Here is an 18,850-nt window from a genome sequence, read left to right on the forward strand (position 1 = left end):
GTTAGCGCAGATAGGATTTCTTGATGGAGGCGCCGAGCGTGTATTTCGGATCGACCATGTTGCCGAGACGCACCCGTCCGGCCTGGGTCAACAGCATGTAGGCGTCGATCTCCTCGAAACCGTAGTCCGCCGCCATCCAGCGGCACAGCTCGCGATAGGCGATGCGCGCTGCATCCTCCATCGGCCGCGCCGAGCCGATGGTCATGATGAAGTCCTTGGTCTCGAGCCGTGGCCAGGCGATCGTCCAGCCTTTGATGAGATCGACCTGTACCGTGGTCACGGTCGGGTGCTCGATCGCGACGCCGCAGAGCTCGCCGTCCCCCTGCGCGGCATGGCAGTCGCCGAGATAGAGCAGCGCGCCCTTGGTGTTGACCGGCAGATAGACGATGGCGCCGACGCCGACGTCCGGCAGGTCCATGTTGCCTCCGTAATAATCGGGGACGAGCGAGGAGATCGCCTCGATCTCCGGCGACGTTCCGATCGTGCCGATGAAAGGCTCATAGGGCAACGTGATCTTGTCGTTCCATTTGGTGCCGGTCTTGGCGTCGATCTCCAGCTTCTTGACCCGTTCGGGCAGCGCCGGGTTGAGCAGCGCGGTCTGCCCCGTGCTGACGAGGCCGCCGAAGTCCGGCATGACCACGGTGGTGCCGCACGGCTGCGGCCCGCGCGGCACGATGCTCTCGATATAGACTGCGAGCGTGTCGCCCTTCTCGGCGCCGTTGACGTGGATCGGTCCATTCTGCGGATTGAGGAACGGAAAATTGAGAATCTTCGAAGGGCTGTCGGTTTCGTGCTTGATGGCGCCCTCGAAGGCGTCGTGGGTCTCGGCGGAGACGACCGCTCCAGGATCCACGGTCAGCACCGGATTCACGTAGGGGCCGTAGACATAGTGATACTTGCCCTGCTCGCTTTCGGTGATCGTATACGAGGTGCCATGCTCTCCCTTGGCCACGCCCTTGCGAGCCATGATCGAATCTTTGTGCCAGGACATTTTTCTTTTCTCCTTCTGTCGTAGGCCAGCGTTCAAACGGCGAGATGGCGCCGCATCTCCGCTTCGTCGTCGAGCGCTGCGCGATCGAGATTTGCGACGATGCGGCCCTTGTCCATGACGTAGCAGCGCTGCGCCATGGCGCGGATCATGTCGAGGTTCTGCTCGACCAGAATGATGGTCACGCCCGTGCTGCGGTTGAGATCGACCATGTTGCGCGCGATATCCTGGACGATGTTGGGCTGGATACCTTCCGACGGTTCATCGAGCAGGATGAGACTGGGGTTCGCGATCAAGACTCGTCCGATCGCGAGTTGCTGCTGCTGGCCGCCCGACATGGTGCCGGCGCGCTGGTGCCAGCGTTCGGCGAGGATCGGAAATGCCTCGACGATCCTGCGTCGGCCCGCTTCGGTAATGCCGCCACCCTTGATCGCGGCGCCGACCGCGACGTTCTCGCCGACGGTCAGTCGTGGAAATACGTCGCGTCCCTGCGGCACATAGCCCATGCCGAGGCGCGCCCGCTTGTGCGCCGGTAGCGATTCCACCGCTTCGCCGCGATAGACGACCGACCCGCTCATCGCCGGCACGAGCCCGATCAGGCTCTTCATCAGCGTGGATTTGCCGACGCCGTTGCGCCCGATGACAGCGACGATCTCGCCTTCCCGCACCTCGATCTCGAGGCCCTGGAGCACGGGCTTGCCGCCATAGCCGGCGCGCAAGGCGAGCGTCGAGAGGATGACTTCCTTGCGTGGCACATCAAGCATGGGCTTGCCCCAGATAAATCGCCGCCACACGTTCATCCGCCACGATCTCGTCGATCGAGCCCTGCGCGAAGACCTGGCCGAGATGCAGCACCGTGACACGCTGGGCGACCTGGCGGACAAAGGCCATGTCGTGCTCGATCGCGAGCACCGTCATGCCGTCCGCATTGAGCCGCTGCACCATCTCTCCGGTCAGATGGGTTTCCTCCGGCGACATGCCGGCCGTCGGCTCGTCCAGCAGCAACAGGCGCGGCTTCAGGCTGATCGCCATGCCGATCTCGAGCCATTGCTTCTGGCCATGGCTGAGATTGCCGGCCGTCTGGGCCTGCTCGGACCCGAGCCCGAGGAAGGCGAGCAGCCGGTCGATCTCGGCTTCGAGCTCGGCACCACGATGACGGATCTGAAGTGCGATCTCGAGGTTCTGGCGAACCGACAGACCCTTGAATACGCCCGGCACCTGGAACTTGACCGAGAGGCCGCGATGAATTCGCGCAAAGGATTTCAGAGAGGTGATGTTCTCCCCGGCGAAGACAATTTCGCCGCTGCCGGGATGATGCTCACCCAGAATCAGACGGAACAGCGTGCTCTTGCCGGCGCCGTTCGGGCCGATCAGGCAATGGATTTCGCCGGTCTGAAGCGTGAGGTCGACGGCGTTGGTGACGTGCAACCCGCCGAAATGCTTGTTCAGCTTGCGCAGTTCGAGCAGCGACATCAACCGGCCCTCTGCGTCAGGCGGGCGGCGCACCTGCCGAGCCAGTTCATCGCACCGAGCACGAGGCCGTTCGGGGCGATCAGCACCGTGAGCACCAGCAGCACGCCCATGAAGACCAGCGCATATTGGCTGCCATAGATCGTGAGCGCCTGGAACGCAGCCAGCACCATCAGCGTGCCGATCACGGTCGACGTCAGGTCGCTGCGGCCCCCGACGGCGACCCAGATCAGCGGCAACGCCGCCGCCGTCATGCCCATGCTCGAGGGCGTGATGTATTGTCCCCACACCGTGTATAGCACGCCGGAGAGTCCCGCGAGCGCCGCGCCGATGACGAAGGTGATGAGCTGGTATTTGCGCACGTCGTAGCCCAGCATCTCCGCCCGTTCCGGGTTCTCCCGGATCGCGACAATGACGTTGCCGAACGACGAGTTCATCAGAATGCGCAGGCCCAGATAGACGAAGATGAGAAGACCGAGCACGAAGTAATAGAGGCCGACATCGGCGAACAGCACGATCGGCTCACCCGGCCAGGGGATGGTCAGAGGCGGCATCGCGCTCATACCGTTGAAGCCGTTCAGTCGCGCGCTGCCAATACGCCACTCCGGCCCTGCGGTCTGGGCCATGAATCGCTCCAGCATCAACGTCACGGCCAGCGTAACGATGCCGAGGAAGACACCGGCGATGCGGCCGAAGAACATGAAATAGCCGAGCAGGATCGCGAACAGCGCAGCGATCGCGACGGCTACCACCAGCGCCACCAGCGTGAAGCCATAGGCCGAGCCGAAATTGATGGTGAGGATGCCATAGCCGTAGCCCGCAATCCCGAAAAAGGCGGTCTGGCCGAAGGACAGCGAGCCGCCATACCCCCAGATCAGGCACAGGCTGAGAGCGATGAACACCCAGACGAAGAAGTAAACCGTGTTGCCGACGGTGTAGCCGTCGCTCACCAGCGGATACGCCAGTGCGACAGCGAGCACGACGGCGAACAGGCCCCAGAAGGCCGGACCGCGACCGACGGTCTGCGGTCCTTCGAGACGACGAAACAACGAGAGAAAACCGGTCACGACGCCATCCCCCGTCAGGTGCGCTCGCGCAGCACGAAGCCGGAAATGCCCTTCGGCAGCACCCGAACGACGATGATGACGGCAACCAGGAGGCCGATCTGGCCGAACAGCTGTCCCTGCCAGGACGTCATCACCGATTTCACTATTGCAAGCACGCCGCCTGCAGGCGCCGTGCCGAGAAAGACATCGGCGCCGCCGATCACGACGGTGACGAACGCTTCCATGATGAAGGTTGCGCCCATGGTCGGCACCAGCGTCATGGTAGGCGCGTAGAGGCCGCCGGCAAGTCCGGCGAGCCCTGCCCCGCAGGCGAAGGTGAGGCTATAGATCAAACGTGTATCGACGCCGAGCGCGGCGGCCATATGCGGCACCTGAATGGTGGCGCGCGCCAGCACGCCGAAGCGGGTCCAGTTGAACAGTGCATAAAGCCCCGCCAGCACACTGAGCGCGGCGCAGAACAGCACGATGCGATAGATCGAATAGGAGTAGTCGCCGACCTGAAAGCTACCGAACGGCGTACCGACGCCCGCCATGGTTGAACCGACCATGATCAGCGTGCCCTGCGTCGCGATCAGGCTGAGGCCCCAGGTGGCGACGATGGTGTCGAGCGGCCGGTCGTAGAGATGGCGGATGACCACCAGTTCCACCACGACGCCGACCAGCGCCGACACGATGGTGCCGGCGAGGATTCCGAGCGGCAACGGCAGGCCGGCATGCACGGTGGCCGCCGTCACATAGGCACCGCACATGATGAACTCGCCATGGGCGAGATTGATCACGCCCATCATGCCGAAGATCACCGCGAGCCCACAGGCCGAGAGCACCAGGAACGCGAAAGCGTCGCCGAATTGATAAAGCGCAGAGAAGACGAGGGTCGCAAGTTCCATGAAACAACCAGTATGTGGGAAGGCGCGAGACTGCCGTCGCAGATGTTCGGGGTCGCCCCGGCGTTCCGGGCACGCCAAGGCATGCCGGGAACGCCGGGGCAACCGGCCGCCGTCAGGGTTTCGGCGGGGGATTTGACGGCGTGTACTGGGCCATCGGGTCCTTCTTGGTCAGATCGCAGCCGGCCTCACCCAGCCAGTACGGCTTGATGTCTTCCCAGACTTTCGGGAAAGAGATCGCGTGATCCGCGCCGACCTTGGCGAGATAGATCGTGTGCGACATATGCTGGCTCTTCGGGTCGATGCAGACCTTGCCCTCTGGCGCGTCCATGCAGACATCGCCGAGCGCGATCACCTTGCGGATGTCCTCGCGCTTGGTCGACTTCGCGCGCTCCACCATCTGCTTGTAGAGATAGACGGCGAGATAGGAGTTCTCCGCCTCCTGGTTGACATAGGGCTCGCTCGGGAATTTCGCCTTGAACTTGGCGTAGAACTCCTTGCTCTTCGGCGAGTCGATCTCCTCGATGTAGTTGGTGGTGACGTACATGTCCTTCAGGCTCGGCGGCTTGAAGCGCTTGTGCTCGTAGCCCTGACCGACGTTGACTGAGGAAGCCATCGGCAGGTTGACGTTGGCGGAGGCCGCCTGCTCGTAATAGGAGGCCTGCGCGGTGCCGACCAGCAGGGTGACCACGAAGTCGGGCTTGGCCTTCTGGATGTTCTGGATGCTCTGGGAGAACTGCGACACGCCGAGCGGGATGAACTCCTCGCCGGCCATCTTGCCGCCGTTCTCCTTGACGATCTTGCGCACCCATTCCGCCGAGATCTGGCCGAAGTTGTAGTCGGCGGCGAGCGTGTAGACGTTCTTGCCGTACTTCTCCATCATGTAGGGAATGAGCGTGGAGAACTGCTGCTCGGGCACCGCGCCTGTCACGATCATGTGGCCGTCGCAGACACCGCCTTCGTACTGGTTGTTGTAGAAGGCGAAGCCGTTGAACTGGTCGACGATCGGACGGTACGCCTCGCGCGAGGCCGAGGAGAAGCCCGCGAACACGACATCGACCTTGTCGCGCTGGAGGACGCGCCGCATGAACTCCTGGTAGCGGGTGTTGTCGGATTGCGTGTCGTAAGCGACGAGCTCGAGCGGCCGGCCCATGATGCCGCCGGCCTTGTTGATCTCGTCGGCGGCGAGCTGGATGGCGTGGACCTTGCCGATCGTGGCCGCGGCGAAGTCGCCGGACTGATCTTCAAGCACGCCGAGCTTGATCGGATTTTCTGCCGCGAGTGCCATTTGCGATCCAAGGGATGATCCGAGGACAAGCGTCCCCGTGAGGGCTGCGGCACGCAGCCCCCGTAATACAGACTTGCTCATTTTTGCTTCTCCTAAATGGCTTGCTTATTGCCGCCTTGCAGCGTGATGCCGGTTGTGCGGCCGGACGTATCGGGCGGCTTCGCCCGCTTGCTCATGAACTCCTCGCAATAGAGTTCCATGTTCTGCCGCGCGCGCATGCTGTCGCGCCGGAGCTGGGAATAGGCTCCCTCCTCGTCGAGGCCGTCTTGCTGCATCAGCAGGACGACCGCCCGGATCACCGCGCGCCGGCCGCGGCGGCGCTCCTCGAGGCCCTGAAGGCGCTCATACATCTCCGCGCGCAGCAGGAACTGGTTGATGCCCATGAACAGGGAGGTGTAGACCGCGCCGCCATGCACGGGCTTACGCAGGAACGAGGTTGCGCCGAGATTGACGAGCGCCTTGAGCCGGCTCGGTGCCTCCACTCCGACGAGGCCGATCACCGGCACCGGCGGCAAGCGCGAGCCGGGATTGACCTCGATCGCTACCGCGCCTTCGAGATCGCCGTCGATGAACAGGATGTCCCGCTCGGCCTGAAGGCTTGCGACATCAATCTGCGCACGACCGTCGATGATCTCCGGATATTCGGTGGAGACGCCAAGCTTGGCCAGCGTCGTTTCGAGCGCGCTCTCCCATCCGCCTCGCCGGGTGACGACGATGGCACGGCCGCCCTTGAAGTTCTGTAGCAGTCGGGAGCTCATGATTGCACCACCTTCAAAAGCGGAGAGCGCATTGCGCTGGCAAAGCGCGGTGACGACTGAACGAGATAGGGATCCGGCGCGATCGGCTCACGCGATTCCAGCAGCACTTCGAATTGCCCGCTGACCGTCGACCGGCCGATCCGGGGCGTGAGCCAAGCGTGGAAGGTCTGGCGGTCGATGCGGACCTCGCCCTGCGGAGCGCACAGCCGCTGGTCTGCCACGGCGGCGCGTACGGTGCGGGCGTCGTCCGTGCCGGCTTGTGACAGGGCCGCTCCAAGCAGCTTGACGGCGATGTAGGACGCTTCGGCGTCTGCCGACGAGACCGGTCCGTCCGGAAAGGACGTGGTGTAGGCGCGAATGAAGGCGCCGTTTTCCGCCGAGTTCAGCGAGGAGAAGTAAACACTCGAGGACAGATGTCCGTCGACAGCATCCGGCCCGATTTCCGGCAATTCCGGCTCCGACAGCGTGCAGCTCGCGACCGGGATTTCAGCCGCCTGATCGATGCCACGCGCACGGCAGGCGGCCCGGAACGCCCGGAAGAAGGCGTAAGCGCTGGTGCCGATCAAATTGTTGAAGACGAAGTCCGGACGCTGATCGATGATCGCCGCAATCACCTGGTCGACCTCGGTGTCGCCGACCGAGAGATATCGCTCGGCAAGCACGGTGCCACCGCGCGCGGCGAGTGCCTCCCGGAAGATGCGATTGTTTTCCCAGGCCCAGATGTAATTGGAGCCGACGCAGAAGGCGCGCGAGCCGACGCGGGATGCCAGATAATCAACGAGCGGCAGCACGTGCTGGTTCGGCGCCGCGCCGGTATAGATGACGTTGTCAGAGCTCTCGAATCCTTCGTAGTGAGACGGGTACCACAGCAGTCCGTCGAACTTTTCGAAGCAGGGGATCACTTCCTTGCGGCTCGACGAGGTGTAGCAGCCGACCACATGCCGGACGCCGGAACCGAGCAGCTCAAGGCTGAGCGAACGATAGCTCGCGAGGTCTCCGGACGGGTTGACCACGACCGGCTCCAGGGCAATGTCGTCATGGCCCGCATTGATTTCGCGAAACGCGAGCAGCGCCCCGTTCAGCATCGAGCGCGCAACGACGCTGTACGAGCCCGTCGTCGACAGCATCACGCCGATCCGATAGTTCGTCCGCGCCATCACTCGTTCCAAAAAAAAAGGCGCCCACCGGCTGTTAAGCCGAGGGCGCCCTCGCCGCCAACCGAGCACGCCAAATCAGCGTGATGTTGGAAATGGTTGAAGCTCGTTGCGTTGACGGGCTGAACTGCCCAACGCTTGCATGATACGGTCGTTGAGATCAGTTACGAAGTCAAGCGCGTTATTGCAGCGAAGGCTGCCGCGATTCATATCGTGGTGCAGCAAAACTATGCAGCCGAGCTGCGGGCGCCGCTTCGATGCGGCGGGGATACCAGGGCGCGCCTGACGTCCGGTTTCCAGACCTGAGGCGCGCTGTCGAAAGCTGCGAGTCGAGCTGCCAGGAGGCCCGTGCACAGCCGAGGGAATCGACGCTCGCTGCCACGAACGACGGATGTCTCTGCCGGCTGTCGGTTTCGTTGGGGCGGATGAACTTCAGCTGCCTTGGGGCCCCATCTGGCATCGAGCCGCCTCTGCACGATCTCATCCTGAGACCAAGCCCAAACGGCTCTGGGATTTAAGAATTTGGTAACGATACGAACGTGGTTGAGCGCGTTAATGCAAATCGCACACCGCCGGTGTCTAGCCCGTAACGACCCTGCTATAAAGCGTAGCCACGGCTCGATCGACTTCGCGAATTATCCGGTTTCCCTGATTGCGCATGAACAAACTTAGCAACACCTTCGACATCGTCATCGAGCAGGCGTTCGACTTTCTGTCCCCGGAATATGCCGAGCTGTTTGATCGCTCGGCCGCCACGGCGTTCCAGCATCCGATCTGGCTGCACAGCCTCTACACCAGGCTCGCTTCGGATGCGGGTGCAACACCTCTGGTCGTCGTGGTCCGCCACCGCGCGACGGGCGCCCTTGCGATGGTGCTGCCCTTGCTCCGGATCCGGCGCGGCCCGATCCGAACCGTCGAGTTCGCCGACCTCCGCGTCTCCGACTATCTGGCGCCGGTTTGCAGCCAGAAAGTGTTTTCGCAACTGCTCGACGACGCGGACGCATGCACGGAGATTCGGCGCCTCGTTCGACCCTTCGATTTGCTCCGGATGACCAAGCTGCCCGACGGGCGGCTTCCGATCGAGAACCTCCTGGCCGCATCTCGCCGCGTATCGATGGACACCAATGCCTACGCGACGGTTCTCGTCGCGCCGTTCGAGCAATGGCGGGCCAGTGCGATCGATCGCTCCTATCAAAAGGAGCTCGCAAAGAAATATCGTCAGCTCCAGAAGAAGGGCGCGCTGAGCTTCTCATGCTGCAACGACAGCGCCTCCGTGCTCGAAGCGCTGGATGTGATGAGGAAGTTTCGCGGTCCGCGCTTTCAGGCGCAAGGCGACGGAGATCTGCTCCAGCGTCCCGAATATTTCGGTTTCTATTCCGACGTGGCCCTTCGTGGTCTCGGCTCCTTTGTACGTCTCTATGCCATGAAGATGGACGGCGAAGTGATCGCCGCCGTGCTCGGCCTCTGCCATCAGGGCAGCTTCCTCATCATCATGAGCGCCTTCGACATTGCCGGGTACAAGAGCCAGTCCCTGGGCGCGCTGATGTTCGAGCAGGTAGCGCGGGATTGCATCGAGCGCGGCGATCAGATGCTCGATTTCACCATTGGTGACGAGCCATACAAGAAACTGTTCGGCGGACAGCCCTCGCCGATGTGGGCGATCACGAAGGCCGGCAGCACCGCAGGTGCCATCGCCCTGTTCGCGCTAAAGCAGGCTCCCTGGCTCAAACTGGCGGCCAAGCGGCTGTCGGATTTGCGGCTCCTGCCCGCCCGCACTCCGACGCCCACGCGCTGAAGGACGGCAGGCGAAGGGCCGCGAAATTCAGGCGCGCAACGCCCCGCGAACACGCCCGAGCCAGCCGGGATGCATTTGATCGACGCGGTGTGCCAGGCTGCGCCGCAGGAAGTGCAGCCGGCGCCGAACATCCCAGCCGATATCGTTGCGTGACGTCAGGGCCTGGCGGAAACGCGCCATCTTCAGAGACTGCTGATCCGCCGCGATCTTGTCGCGATCGGAATAGAACTGCGTAATCTTCTCCTGGTCCATGCCTGGGGTCGCGAGCCACTTCGGAGCATATTCGGTGCACAGACGATCGACGTCCACCAGCAGGCGCGCGACGCCCGTGCCGGCGGCGGGACAATTGGTCTGGAACGCATCGCCGATGAGCACGATGCCGGGCTGGAGATGTCCCTCGACGACGGTCAGATCCATCACCCAGTTCTGGACACGGTCGGTGACGCGGAAATCGCCGAGATAGGGCCGCAATCCCGGCAGCAGACGCAGAACTGTCGCTTCCGGTTCGCGGCGCAGCTCGCGCATGATCGGATCGGTCGGGTCGCGGAACATGAAGAGATTGGCCCGCATGCCGGCGCGTACCGGAAACAGGCTGAGATAGTCGATGCCATCGGCCGTGCGCTCGCCATAGCAGGTCAGCGCCTCGAAATCGAACGGCGCGCCATCGCGGCGGGCGATCGTGAAGCCGAACGACACCGAATGGCGCTCGGCCAGAATCTGCCGCTTGATGCCGAGTTTATAACCGAGAGCCGCCGCCATGCCCGTGGCGAGAACGACGAGACGCGCAGTAACGCGCCGTCCGGAGGCCAGCTCGAGATGCTGGACGTCGTCGCTGCAGCTGATCGCGGTGACCTCGTCGACGATCAGATCGGATGAATCGGGTATCCGGCTGCGTGCCATGGCAACGAGATCAGCATAGGGAAATCCGTAGGCCTGGCCGACGCTGACATCGACCACCTTGCCTTCCCGGATATTGAGCACCTGATCATATCGACAAGCGACATTTTCGAGCGCGTCGAGGAAGCCCAGCTTGCGGAGCATCGCCAATTGATGGCCGCCGATCTTTTCGACCCGGAACTCGTCCGGATAGACTGCCCGCTTGTCGATCAGGACGATGCGATGCCCTGCCCGCGCCAGCACGGCCGCCGCAAGCGATCCCGCAAGGCCACCACCGACGATCGCGATGTCCGCAACGATCGTCGAAGCGCCAGCTGCGCCGATCGGCTCGGTCACAGTTCTATCCGCCGTCATGATCCAGGCTCCCACGGGTCAACCAAAGCCGCACGTGCAATTCTCCGGCCTGATGTCGCATCGCAGGACCAAACGCGATCATTTCTCTGTATCGAGGTTAATGAAGCTGGGAGCCGGGCCGCCCAGGCGAAATCCGGCACGCCTCTTGCTCGGGATTCTCCGTAAATTCTAGCTTCTGGCAGCTCTGCGGCCGATCCCGGCGAGCCATTCCGCATTCAAGCGGCTGATCTCGCCTTTCTCGGCCGTCGATGCGGCACTATGCCGTCAGCCGGCCTGAGCTGGGCCTTGCTCTATTTGGGACAATGGGGACGGCGATGTTCCACAGTGAAGCAACCGGCATATCCGCGATATCGACGCCGCAGGCGAGATCCTGGATGCCCTGCATTAACACTCGCATTTTTTCGGCATGCTAGGTTGTCACCGATATCGGAACATGTCTCTTCAGGAGAGAGCAGCTCCTTAAACTTCATGATCAAATCCATCCTTCAGCTCATGCGGCGCGACGTCACGCGCGGTGTCGTCGGGACCATCCTGCTCAAGGTTGGTAGCGGCGCGCTCGCGTTTGCGCTGTTTTCGCTGGCGGCACGAACGATGTCGCCCGACGGCTTCGGTATCTTTGCGACCTGGCTTTCGGTTGCCCAGATCGCCGCCGTCGTGGGACTGGTCGGCCAGGAATCGTTGCTGGTGCGATTCCTGAACGAGTATCAGGTTGGCGACAGGCCGGATCTCACCAAAGGTGTCCTCTTATCGAGTTTCAAGATTACCTCGGTCGCAATGCTGATTGTGATCGCCGGGATCGCCATCGCGGCGAACGTGAGAGGCGAGGGGTGGCTGCTCATACTTGCGGTGTCGGCCTACACGGCCGCGACTGCCGGCGTGATGCTTGGCAGCCAGATCGCACGCTCGCTGGTCAGCATTCTCACGGGCGAAGGGAATCGCGAGTTCTTCTGGCGAGTCATCGTTGTCCTGTTTCTGCTCGCCATGCTGCTCGGTCATCGGCAACTCGATCCCGCCGAGTTGATGGCGGTGATGACACTTGCCATATCGGTGGGCCTGGTTGCGCAGATCGTTTCGATCGCGCGCGTGCTGCCGGATTTGCGCGGTACGCCGGCGCGCTCCGAAACGTCCCGCTGGCGCTCGAGCGCCCTGCACTTCTGGCTTGCATCCATTCTTGAAGCCGCAAACCAGTATTTCGACGTCATTCTGGTGTACTGGATGCTGGATCCAGTGACTGCCGGTATCTACTTTGCCGCATCGCGCCTTGCCAATATCTTCGCCATGCTGTCTGCGGCGCTATACACGTTCGGAGCCCGCCGGCTTCCCTCGCTGTATTTCAGCAAGAACCACCAGGAGTTCGAGCGAACCTTGCAGCTGATGGCGGAGGTGACCGCGCTATGCGTGGTCGCCGGGCTCGCAACGATCTGGATCGGCGGCCCCTATCTCCTCAACCTGTTCGGACCTCATTTCACCGCGCAGCACTCGGTCTTGATCGTGCTCGCAATCGGGACGGCCATCCAGGCCGCAGGCGGCCCGTCTGCTGCAATCCTTCAGCTGACCGGCCACGAACGGATCTACGTTCCGGTCGTTGCTGCAAATGTCGCGCTGCGGCTCGTGGGATTTCTCATCCTCATTCCCTGGCTCGGCCTGCTTGGCGCGGCGATTTCGGCGACCGTGTCACTGGCGCTCGCGACCATTGCCCTGAACGTCCTCTGCCGCCGGCGAACAGGGGTGGATCCCTCGATCCTCGTGCTGCTGCGCTTCTCCGCCTTGAAGCGCGGCAATTATGCAGTGCGCGGCGCCGACTCCAGCGACTAGGCCTCAATCACGCCGTCGCCCGGTGGTCCGCGATCACGCGCTGGCCGCGCGCAAGATCGATTGGTTAACGCGCTCGCTGCGCAGCAATCGGGAACCAGTGAAATGGCTGCGGGAACGATGTCGACTGCCAACCCTGGCATTAACTCCGTTTGTTGCTAGTCGGTGTCCGCGCGATGCCCACATGATAGGTACGGAGTTAAGAAGGTGAAGATTTCCTTTCTTTAGCGGGTCGGGATCGGTGCTCCACTATCAGCCGAATAAGGAATTGGGCGAGACGACCGCGACGGCACCCGCGCGGTCGAACGGCAGCGGACGAAAGCTGCACGTGCTTCTCGCGCAAACCCAGGCCGAGAACGCCGGAGCGCAGGAGATCTCCAGGCTTCTTGGCGCCGGGCTAACCGCGCGCGGCTACCGCGTCACCAATCTCTTCTTCTTCCGTAAATCGGATTCCTTCGATGAGCCGCCCGATACGCTCTATTGCGCGCCGAGCCGGCCAGGCAATCCGATGGCGCTGCTGCGGATGCTGTGGACACTCGGCCGCCATATCAGCACCATCAAGCCCGACGCCGTCCTGACCTTCCAGCATTTCGGCAACGTCATCGGCGGCGGCGTGACGCGCCTCGTCAGCCGCGCACCTGTCATCGCCAATCAGGTGTCATCTGCGCTTTCGATGAGCTGGCCGGTCCGCACCGCCGACATCGTCATGGGCAGCCTCGGCTTCTTCGACCGCATCACGCTCAATTCGCAGGACATGGAGCGCGAATATTCGCGCTACCCCGCGGCCTACCGGTCGCGCATGGTGCATGTCCCGCACGGCTTCGACGACAAGGCCCTTACCCTGTCGAAGGAAGCCGCACGACAAAAGTTCAACCTGCCGCCGGATCGCATATTGCTCGGCTGCGCAGCGAGGCTGCATCCGCACAAGCGGCTCGACTTGGCGATACGTCTGCTGCCGGATCAACCGTCCTGGCACCTCGCGCTCGCCGGCCAGGGAGCCGACGAGGCCCGGCTGAAGCTGCTGGCGAATGAACTGAAGGTGTCGGACAGGCTGCATTTGCTCGGGGAGATTCCCCCCAGCCGGATGGCGGACTTTCTCGCCTGCCTGGACGTGTTCGTATTCCCGACACAGGCCGAGACCTTCGGTCTGGCCGCAGTCGAGGCTGCGAACGCCGGTGTTCCCTCCGTCGTCACCGATCTTCCCGTCCTGCACGAAGTGTTGTCCTACGAAGGAAGACCGACTGCGCTCTTCGTCGACGCCTCCGATCATGCGAGGCTCTCTGCAGCCGTCTCCAGGCTGCTGACGGACAAACATTTAAGCGACGAACTGCGACAAAACGCCAAAGGCCTGCGGCTGCGCTATTCGGTAGATGCCATGGTGGAGGAATACGTTCGGATTCTCGGCCAGGTCATTTGACCTGATACGTTGGAATAGATTGGCTCGACATGATCATCGAGTTTCGCTGTGAACGTGAGCATGCGCGGCGGTGGATGGGCCGCGAGACGCTGTTGATCGACGGCCGGGAAGTTCCGGTTCAAATCGCGTGGACGGCGACTGCAGAGCCGCGCCCCGCGGGTCTCGACGCCCTGTTCGAGCTCGAACGCCTGGTGTTGCACAAGGGCAAACACAGCGGCGCCAACAGGCTGAACATCGCTCCGGAACAGACGCAGGTTCGCACCGGGACGGCCGACGTGGTCGTCGACTTCACCGGAGCCGCGCGCGATCCGAACAACTCCGCCCGGCTGTATCTCCGTCCGCTGTTCAATGGAGTTGCAGGCGAAAACGCCGCGCTCGCCGCCATTCTGGCCGGCGACCTGCCGGTGATCGACATCGTCAACGAAGTCGACGGCTCGCTCGTCGATAGCGGCCATCCATCCGGAGAAATTGCCGCAGGCCTCAGCGGCGCACTCGAAACCGTCATGACGCGAACGCTGACCATGGTGGCGGCAATCCTGTCGGGACGACCGCGGATTGTGCCGCAACTGGCGCGTCCCGCCGAAGAGGGCCCGCGCCGGGGTCCCGCTGGGTATGTCGCGCGCGGCCTTGCCGTGTCGATAGCCAAGGAGATTTATCGCCTCTGCTGCTATGCCCCGCATTGGCATGTCGGATGGCGCTTCAACACGGGTGGAGGCGTCTGGCAGACGGGCGACCTGTCTGGACCAGGCTGGAACATTCTTCCCGATCCCGGCAATCACTTCTACGCCGATCCCTTTCCCGTCACGTGGCAGGGCCGAACATTCGTCTTCTTCGAAGACCTCGATCACCGGGTTGGAAAGGGCATCATTTCGGCGATCGAGTTCGGCGACTATGGGCCGACCGGCGAGGTCGTGCCCGTGCTGGAGGAGCCCTGGCACCTCTCCTATCCCTTCCTGATCGAAGACGGCGGCGATTTGTGGATGATCCCGGAGAGCTCGATCCACGGCGACGTCGCCCTCTACAAATGCGTTCGGTTCCCGGACAGGTGGGAGCGGTTCGCGACGCTCCTGTCAGGCCTCGAGCTGGCCGACGTCACGATCACGCGGCACAAGGGCCTGCATTATCTGTTCGGCGCCTGGCGCGACGGCACCGGCGGCTATTCGGACTCGCTGGCGATCTATTACGCCGAGCACCTCCTGGGCCCCTGGGTGCCCCATGCCAGCAATCCGGTCCTGATTGATCGGGCCAGCACGCGGCCGGCGGGGAATTTCGTGACCATCAATGATCGATTGTGGCGCCCGGTCCAGAACTGTGCCGACGGATACGGTGCGGCGCTCGCGCTGGCGGAAGTGATCGAGCTGTCGCCGACGGCCTTCAAGCAGATCGTCCGCCATTCTCTCAAGCCCGGACCGGTGTGGCCCGGCAGAAAGCTGCACACCCTGAACCGCTGCGGCCGGCTCGAGGTGATCGACGGATCTCGTGTCCAGCCCAAGACCCGCGCTTTCGCGAGCAAGCTTCCGTCCACCGTTCAGTCTCCGCGCACCAGTTCATACACCGCCGGCTGAAGCCGCTGGCGCGCCCTCGCCTGCGCTGTACCCAAGCGCGCGGGCGAGGACACGCCCGATCGTTCCGGCTTGTGACGCGCTGCCACGCCAGGCCACGATCTGGTCGGGACGTATCAAAGCAAGGTCGGCATCGTAGAGCTCGCGCAAGGATCCCGGCAGCGTGACCAGCTTCACATCCGCCCCGAGCGCGCGGACGGCGTCGGAGACCGCAGCGGGCGCCGGCGCAACCTCGCCGAACTGGAGCAAAGTCCACTCGAATCCGAACAAATCATACAAGGACACGCCGTTCTCCAGCCACGCATGCGGTGCGCGGCCACCGGGACAGGCGCTGGGAATGTAGACATTCGCAGCATCAGGCGGCGGCTGGCTGCCGTCGGAGACGATAATCGGAGAGCCGTCGTAACGCCCGCCAAAGGTGACGCCGGGAATGTTGAATTCGGCACGGGCGTGCTGTTCGAGATAGTTGCCTGCCGTCCGCCGCGCTTCGTTGCCTTCGTCCGTGGCGTCCTCGATGTCTGGCGCGGGCGCGAAGAGACCAAGGGAATCCGCGAAGCGCCGGGCATAGTCGGTGTTGCGGAGCGCCACCGGACGCCGCTCGACCTCGTGGCTGTCGAGCAGCGATACCGGGCTTACGCCCTTGACGACGCTTGCAAGCTTCCAGCCGAGATTGACCGCGTCCTCGATCGCAGTGTTGTAGCCGAGCCCGCCGGTCGGCGTGAACAGATGCGCCGCGTCGCCGCCGAGGAACACCCTGCCCCGCTGCATGCCGTTCGCGACCAGCGCGTGACCTGCGGTCCAGGTCAGGAACGACAGCACCTCGCATTCGATCGGAGCGCCGCAGGCGCGCTGGAACGCGGCCTTGGCCTCGTCGACCGTGATCGCACTCTCGTCTTCACCCGGCCGCAGCTGGGTGTGAAACGCGAATTCGTCGCGTCCGTTCACCGAGGCCATGAAGGCCCGGCGTTCACCATTGAAGCAATTGTACATCCACGCCTTGGCGTGCGGGATGCTCGCGTAGAACTCCGGCGAGCGGAGATACACAGCCAGCATGCGGCCGCCCATGAAATCGCGCTGCGTCCCGGTCTCGCCGCCATAGACGATGCCGAGCGACTGGCGGACGTGGGAGCGCGGCCCGTCGGCCCCGACGAGGAAGTCGGCCCGGACCTGAAAGCGGCGGCTGTTGTCGAGACATTCGATCTCGCCGACGATGCCGTCGTCGCTTTCGACGTAGCTGACCAGCCGGTGGCCATAGTTCAGCGTGATGCCTGGAAGCCGTTCGGCATGGCGACGCAGCACCGCCTCAACATATTTCTGCGAGACGCGATGCGGCAGCTCGGCGGCGCTCCAGGAGCCCGACAGGCCCTTGATCAGCTCGCCCGCGCGTGAAGATGACGGCAGCGCAAAGCGCGCCAGCTCGTAGCCGGTGTAGCGCGTGAAATACGCAACGTCTGTCGGGTAATCGGCGGGCAGACCTTCGCGCCTGATCTCGTCGGCAAAACCCAGCCGCCGGTAGTGCTCCATCGAGCGCGCCTGCGTCGCGTTGGCTTGCGGATTGAATGCGGTGCCTGGCTTCTCGTCGACCAGGATCGCGGACACGTCGCGCCGGCCGAGCTCGTTGGCCAGCATCAGCCCGCAGGGCCCCCCGCCCACGATGAGCACCGAGGCCGTCAGACGTGTTTCCAAAGCCCTTCTCCCTACCAGCACGATCCTGCATGGTAAGGTTGCCTGACAATATCGTCAAGTCACCTGACTAATCGGCATCCTCAAGCGTGTCGAAGCGCTCGCCATAAACCGCCAGCCCTTTCAGGATCGCGTCCATGGCGGGCTTGCCAAGCTCGGTACGCATCTCCCGTTCGGCAATGTCGACGGCGTCGCGGAACGCATCGAGCCATTTGCGCCCGGCCGGCGTGAACATCACGATGCGCGCGCGCCGGTCGGTCGGGTCGGCGATCCGATCGACGAGCCCGAGCTCGGCGCATTGATCGACCAGCTCGCCCATCGCCTGCTTGCTCATGGACGCCCGGCGGGCGAGCTCCGTGAGCCGCGTCCCCTCCACGTCGAGATTGCGGGTGAGGCTGACATGCGCAATGCGCGTCTCGTCGTGCCCTCGTTCGCTCATCAATTCGAGCACGCGGCCTTCGAAGCGGCGTACCGCATTGTTGAGCAGACGCCCGACATTGGCGTGACGCCACGCGGTGCCGGATGCGGTGCCCGATGTCCTGGATTTCACGAGATCTGCTTCCGATTCGACCGGTCGAGGTTGCGCGAGGCTAACACAAGAAGCAGCCCGCCCGCTCGGACGGCAGATCGGCGCGTGCATTGGCTTTGGCATGACGGGCGGCGTGGTTTCAAACGCCGCCCGCCATCCCCGTTTCAAGCGCTCCCGGCAAAGGACGGCATCTTACTGGGAACGATCCGAGGTCCAGCCCTTATACTCGGCGACGTTGTCCCTGGTCACCAGCTTGGACGGCAGCAGCTCGACGGTCGAGGCCGGCTTCTGGCCATTGAGAATGCCGACGCCCACCTGCACGGCCCGCCGCGCCATGAAGAACGGATCTTGCGAAGCCGAGGCCTGGATCTGCGGCGACTGCGGATCCTTCAACGCGGCCTCGATATCGGGCGCGCCGTCGACCGCGGTGATGACGATGCCGCTGCGGTTCTGCTGGCGCGCCGCAAGGTCGGTGCCGATCGCCTGCGGATCGTTGATCGCGAAGATGGCGTCGATCTTGGGGAAGCGGGTCAGATAACCCTGCGCGACGGTGAGGCCGCCTTCGCGCGAGCCTTTGCCGTCCTGGTCGTTGGACAACACCTTGATGCCGGAATTCTTTGAGAAGACGTTCTTGCAGCCGACGACGCGGTCGATCACCGCCGAGACCTGCGGCCCGTTCTCGATGATGACGTCGCCCTTGCCACCCAATTTGTCGACGATGTACTGGCACGAGATCTCGCCGGCCTGCACGTTGTTCGTGGTAACGGTGGCATCGGCGCCTTCGGCCGCGGTGTCGACCGCGACGACGACGATGCCCGCCGCCTGCGCCTTCTTGATCGCCGGCCCGATCGCCTTGGGATCGCCGGGGTTGAGCAGGATCAGGTCGACGCCGGCGGCAATGAAATTGTCGATCTGGGTGACCTGCTTGCCGAGGTCGTATTCGAAGCCGACCGTCGTGATCTTCACATTGGGATTGGTCTTCTTCGCCTCGAACTCGGCGCCCTTCGACAGCGCGACGAAGAACGGATTGCCCATCGACCCCAGCGAGACGCCGATCGACTTGAGCTCCTTGGCGAAGGATGGCGCGGCGCTTAGGGCAAGCGCCGTCGCGGCGCCGGCGAGCGTGATCGTCTTCAACATTGGCTTCCTCCCTGGTCTGTCTTCATGTCAGGCACGGCAGACCAGTAGCCGC

The 18,850-nt window shown here is 63.4% G+C and carries 16 protein-coding genes; 4 read left to right on the plus strand and 12 right to left on the minus strand.

Features of this window, described 5'->3' with window-relative positions:
• Position 1: 1 nt before the first annotated feature.
• The 8 genes from RAD04_RS00220 to RAD04_RS00255 form a co-directional block, all read right to left on the minus strand.
• A complete protein-coding gene (locus RAD04_RS00220; protein ID WP_461622147.1) occupies positions 2-991 on the minus strand; it encodes an acetamidase/formamidase family protein in 990 nt (329 codons plus the stop codon).
• 32 nt (positions 992-1,023) lie between these two features.
• Positions 1,024-1,752 (minus strand): ABC transporter ATP-binding protein, encoded by a 729-nt coding sequence (locus tag RAD04_RS00225; RefSeq protein ID WP_461622148.1) that lies wholly within the window; start codon positions 1,750-1,752, stop codon positions 1,024-1,026.
• Positions 1,745-2,461 (minus strand): ABC transporter ATP-binding protein, encoded by a 717-nt coding sequence (locus RAD04_RS00230; protein WP_038947971.1) that lies wholly within the window; start codon positions 2,459-2,461, stop codon positions 1,745-1,747. Before RAD04_RS00230 ends, RAD04_RS00225 begins: the two co-directional genes overlap by 8 nt.
• Positions 2,461-3,525: a branched-chain amino acid ABC transporter permease gene (locus RAD04_RS00235; protein WP_461622149.1), complete on the minus strand. Its 1,065-nt coding sequence runs from the start codon at positions 3,523-3,525 to the stop codon at positions 2,461-2,463. Before RAD04_RS00235 ends, RAD04_RS00230 begins: the two co-directional genes overlap by 1 nt.
• 14 nt (positions 3,526-3,539) lie before the next feature.
• Positions 3,540-4,412, minus strand: a complete 873-nt coding sequence (locus RAD04_RS00240; RefSeq protein ID WP_461622150.1) for an ABC transporter permease subunit — start codon at positions 4,410-4,412, stop codon at positions 3,540-3,542.
• 112 nt (positions 4,413-4,524) lie between these two features.
• Positions 4,525-5,778: an urea ABC transporter substrate-binding protein gene (locus tag RAD04_RS00245; RefSeq protein WP_461619012.1), complete on the minus strand. Its 1,254-nt coding sequence runs from the start codon at positions 5,776-5,778 to the stop codon at positions 4,525-4,527.
• Between the two features lie 11 nt (positions 5,779-5,789).
• Positions 5,790-6,455, minus strand: a complete 666-nt coding sequence (locus RAD04_RS00250; protein ID WP_028142502.1) for an ANTAR domain-containing response regulator — start codon at positions 6,453-6,455, stop codon at positions 5,790-5,792.
• The gene (locus RAD04_RS00255) at positions 6,452-7,612 is read right to left on the minus strand and encodes a transporter substrate-binding domain-containing protein (protein ID WP_461622151.1); all 1,161 of its coding nucleotides are present in this window, start codon (positions 7,610-7,612) and stop codon (positions 6,452-6,454) included. Before RAD04_RS00255 ends, RAD04_RS00250 begins: the two co-directional genes overlap by 4 nt.
• A 655-nt stretch (positions 7,613-8,267) precedes the next feature.
• Between RAD04_RS00255 and RAD04_RS00260 the strand changes: the two genes are divergently transcribed.
• On the plus strand, positions 8,268-9,404 hold the full coding sequence (locus RAD04_RS00260) for a GNAT family N-acetyltransferase (RefSeq protein WP_461622152.1): 1,137 nt from the start codon (positions 8,268-8,270) through the stop codon (positions 9,402-9,404).
• A gap of 27 nt (positions 9,405-9,431) precedes the next feature.
• On the opposite strand, the gene RAD04_RS00265 is transcribed toward RAD04_RS00260, so the two are convergent.
• A complete protein-coding gene (locus tag RAD04_RS00265; RefSeq protein ID WP_461622153.1) occupies positions 9,432-10,655 on the minus strand; it encodes an FAD-dependent oxidoreductase in 1,224 nt (407 codons plus the stop codon).
• Positions 10,656-11,123: 468 nt separating this feature from the next.
• On the opposite strand from RAD04_RS00265, the gene RAD04_RS00270 reads away from it, so the two are divergent.
• From RAD04_RS00270 to RAD04_RS00280, 3 genes are all read left to right on the plus strand, one after another.
• A complete protein-coding gene (locus RAD04_RS00270) occupies positions 11,124-12,470 on the plus strand; it encodes a lipopolysaccharide biosynthesis protein (RefSeq protein WP_461622686.1) in 1,347 nt (448 codons plus the stop codon).
• Positions 12,471-12,708: 238 nt separating this feature from the next.
• The gene (locus RAD04_RS00275) at positions 12,709-13,884 is read left to right on the plus strand and encodes a glycosyltransferase family 4 protein (protein WP_461622154.1); all 1,176 of its coding nucleotides are present in this window, start codon (positions 12,709-12,711) and stop codon (positions 13,882-13,884) included.
• A 29-nt stretch (positions 13,885-13,913) separates the two neighbouring features.
• Positions 13,914-15,449 (plus strand): glucosamine inositolphosphorylceramide transferase family protein, encoded by a 1,536-nt coding sequence (locus RAD04_RS00280; RefSeq protein ID WP_461622155.1) that lies wholly within the window; start codon positions 13,914-13,916, stop codon positions 15,447-15,449.
• On the opposite strand, the gene RAD04_RS00285 is transcribed toward RAD04_RS00280, so the two are convergent.
• The 3 genes from RAD04_RS00285 to RAD04_RS00295 all read right to left on the minus strand — a co-directional run bounded on the left by RAD04_RS00285 (position 15,432) and on the right by RAD04_RS00295 (position 18,798).
• Positions 15,432-17,132 (minus strand): FAD-dependent oxidoreductase, encoded by a 1,701-nt coding sequence (locus RAD04_RS00285; protein ID WP_461622156.1) that lies wholly within the window; start codon positions 17,130-17,132, stop codon positions 15,432-15,434. The two genes, RAD04_RS00280 and RAD04_RS00285, sit on opposite strands and share 18 nt — an antisense overlap.
• A 67-nt stretch (positions 17,133-17,199) precedes the next feature.
• Positions 17,200-17,679 carry a MarR family winged helix-turn-helix transcriptional regulator gene (locus RAD04_RS00290; RefSeq protein ID WP_461622157.1) on the minus strand — a complete coding sequence of 160 codons (480 nt, stop codon included), beginning with the start codon at positions 17,677-17,679 and terminating at the stop codon, positions 17,200-17,202.
• A gap of 171 nt (positions 17,680-17,850) precedes the next feature.
• The gene (locus tag RAD04_RS00295; protein ID WP_104460935.1) at positions 17,851-18,798 is read right to left on the minus strand and encodes an ABC transporter substrate-binding protein; all 948 of its coding nucleotides are present in this window, start codon (positions 18,796-18,798) and stop codon (positions 17,851-17,853) included.
• Positions 18,799-18,850: the final 52 nt, after the last annotated feature.

This window comes from Bradyrhizobium sp. 25ACV (assembly GCF_054863005.1).